The organism is bacterium, from assembly GCA_023135785.1.
GTDB lineage: Bacteria > CAIJMQ01 > CAIJMQ01 > CAIJMQ01 > CAIJMQ01 > CAZNJA01.
Window position 1 is genome coordinate 1 of sequence record JAGLSL010000103.1, and the last position, 3,452, is coordinate 3,452.

At 33.7% G+C, this 3,452-nt stretch carries 1 protein-coding gene; it reads left to right on the top strand.

Annotated features, from left to right (window positions below; translation table 11 throughout):
• Nucleotides 1-27 precede the first annotated feature (27 nt).
• Nucleotides 28-3,452, top strand: a 3,425-nt coding sequence (locus KAS42_06635; protein MCK4905894.1) for a hypothetical protein, incomplete at its 3' end; no start/stop codon positions are given.

Genomic DNA, 3,452 nt, shown 5'->3' on the forward strand with positions numbered 1-3,452 from the left:
GGTCAAGTTTACGGAAGTGCTAAGTTTATGGCTTATGCTGAAGGTGGACTTGCCTATGACGAAATGAAAGAACTTGGTATCGACGATAAATATGCAATTCCTATATCGCAAGGTGTTGGAATAATAAATGCAGGGATAGAATTTTCCCAAATTTCTATGATATTAAGAACAATACCGGGGTTAAGGAAAATAGTATCAAGAGGACTAGGCTTCGGAGTAAAGGAAATTGTAAAGGAAAAACTACCAAAAGCATTAGGGAAAGTCGGTATTGATTATGCTAAATTTTTGGCTGGCGAATTAGGTCAGGAAGAAGCACAGGAAATCGTTACCATACTCGGAACGGAATTTGCTAAGGATTTAAGCAATAAAATTGAAGATACAGACCTTACTAAAGCCACATCAGAAGAAATAGTTAATCGTCTTACAGAAACATTTAAAGGTTCTCTTGGTTTAATGGTAATGGGAATACCTGGAACATCTGCCCAGGTAGTGACAGAAATTACAAGTAATATTGCAAATAAGAACGCACAGAAAACGCAAACCGAAATAGCTGAAATTTTAGGTGAAGAACCAACGGAAATTATCCCACCCACAACCGAAATTCCACCTGAAGTAACTCCGCCAGTTGAGATAGTACCCGAAGTTACCCCAGAAATAGTCCCTGAAGCTAAAAAAGAGGTAGTAGAACCGCCGATAATTGAAGAACCGACTAAAGTTATACCCGAAGTAAAAGAACCCGTTAAAAAGCCTGAAATTGAAAAGAGAACTTCTGAGGATTTACAAATAGAAATGGCTATTGAAGAAGCAAAAGAAGAAAGATATAGACACAAACCATTAACAGAAAAAGAAGGGTGGGCAAGGCTTGATAATTTAATTCCAGCATTTGGAAAAGATATATATACGGAAAATGCAGTTCAATATTTTGGAACAGGAGAAAAGGTATTTGATAACAAAACTGTTTCAATATTACAAGCAGTTCGAGATATGCCAGAAAAAGAGATAAAAATATATAGAGCAATAGAAAAAGGAGAACCCAAAAGTATAAAAAGTGGAGATTGGGTAACCGTAAACAAGGAATACGCAACAGAACACGGTGAAACAATACTTGACGGAAAATATGAAATAGCAGAGAAATTAGTAAAGGTAAAAGATTTAACTACGAGTGCAGATTCTATTAACGAACAAGGTTATTACCCTATCAAACCCACCCCCGTAGAGAAAGCAGTAGAGAAAAAACCACCGAAAAAGAAACGAATTGTAAAAAAACCAACAGGTAGAATTCAGATTAAAATACCAAAAGAATTTGATAGAGCAAGAATACCATATTTGGACTATGCTTTAGGTTTTCAAACCAGCGATGAAGATTTTAAGGATTATTATGTTGGGATACAGCCACTTTACAAAAAAGATGCTCCTGCATTTGATACCGTAACAGAAGAACTTAAAGATTTAGCACCTGATTTATATTACGCAACTAAAGAAGGAGACACTGAATTATTTAAAGAAAAAGTATTTCAGGATTTAATGAAACTTGAAAAACCAGAAGTAGAAGAAGGGGTGCTGTCGATAAGTGAAGAAATAGCAGAACTAAAAAAGAAAGCAATCAGAACTGTTGGATTGGATTTGGAAAAAGGTGAAAAGATTAGTTGGATAGACGAAGATACGGGTGAAATTCATAAAGGTACGGTAATTGAAACAGTAGAAGAAAAAGGAATCGCCAAAATAGAAAACGATGATACACATAAAGTAGATGATTTTGATGTTATCTATTTAGTTGAACGAGAGAAACCGCCGAAAGTAGAAAAGAAACCCGAAGTGGTTAAAGAAGAAAAGCCAAAAGTAAAAGAAAAGATAAAAGTTTACCCCGTTTCCGAAGTAAAGGAATTTATTACTAAACACAAAAAAGAACTTGTAAGAGGTCAAAACTTACTTCTTAAAAACGAGAAGCTGGAAACAATGCTAAATGACGCATACAAAAAAGAAGGAGTTACACCCAGTAAGGCAGAATACGGCAATCATCTCGGCAAGATATTCTGGAATCGCAAACTCGGTAAAAGCGATTTAACAACAAAAGATAAGAATGCTAAATATAAAGAAGTGTTTGAAGAACCGAAGTATAGAATAGGAATTGAGAAATTCAAATCTGCCGATATTAAAGAAATTGAGAACATACTTTACAAAGCTACGGGAACACGCAATATTACTACAGTGCCAGAGATAATAGAAAAGAAAAATGCTCTTGGTAAATATTATAATGGAATGATAGAAGTAGCAAAAACGGGTGATATGAAAGTAACCGCTTATCACGAAACATACCATTTTGTAGAAGATTTATTAATGACAGATAAAGAAGTAGCACAAGCAGAAAGATTTGAAAAATCAGCAGAGAAACGAGCAGAAGGATTTGTTGAATATGTGAAAGATATAACTACATACAGAGGAAAATTAAAGAATTTCTTTGTTAAATTGTGGCGAAAATTAAAGAATTTTATGAGAAGCAAACACAACATAGAAAACATTTACGATAAAATTCTGAAAGGGTATTATAAAGAAAGAGCTATTTTACCTTCTGGAGAAATATTAAAAAGAGTAAAGGAAAAGATTGCTGAACCAAAATACAAAGAACCAGCAATAACCGATAAACAGCGTAAAACTATTTATGCAATAGCGGATGAAATTGACCTTGATTATGATGAAGTGCATATTGTATTGAAACAATTAACGGATAAAGAATCTCTTAACGATTTAGCTCAAGACGAATATAAGAATTTTATTGCTTCATTGAAGTCATTTAAGAAACAGATAGATGAAGGCTTCAGATATTATGACGAAGAAACCGAACAGGTAAAAGAAGAAACTAAAGAGCGAATTGATAAAATTCAGCAGTATTCAGAAAAGAGCGGTGAAGATAAAGCAAAAGCTAAAATTGAAACTAGCGAAGAACTCAAGGACAACATAAATGAATCAATAGCACGAAAAGAGAAAAAATTAACAACGGCAAAATATAAAGACCAGAAAATAAGAATATCTGGATTTGTAAAACACGGTGGAGATTTTGTCGATATGGCTGGTTATGTTGCAGAGGTAACTGGCAATAAAGAAGTATTCCCCTTATCTAAAAATATCAATGAGAAGGTACATAGATTCATTCATAAATATGCAGATACGGTATTGAGTATTCATAAGAAACATAATAAATCCATAAAAGGCATAACGGAAGAAACATATAAACTATTAACTAAATATTTTGTAACAGGTAAAATGGATAAGTCTTTAACGGCTAATAAAGGGCTAATGACTCTCGTTAATGATTTAGATAATATTAGAGAATACACTAAACCTATTGTCCGTAAGCACAGGGTAAGTCAATATTTTGCCAATAGATTGAGATTAACGGACTTCCACCCTTCACAGCGTAAACAATTAAAACAATGGGAAACTGATTATGGTGA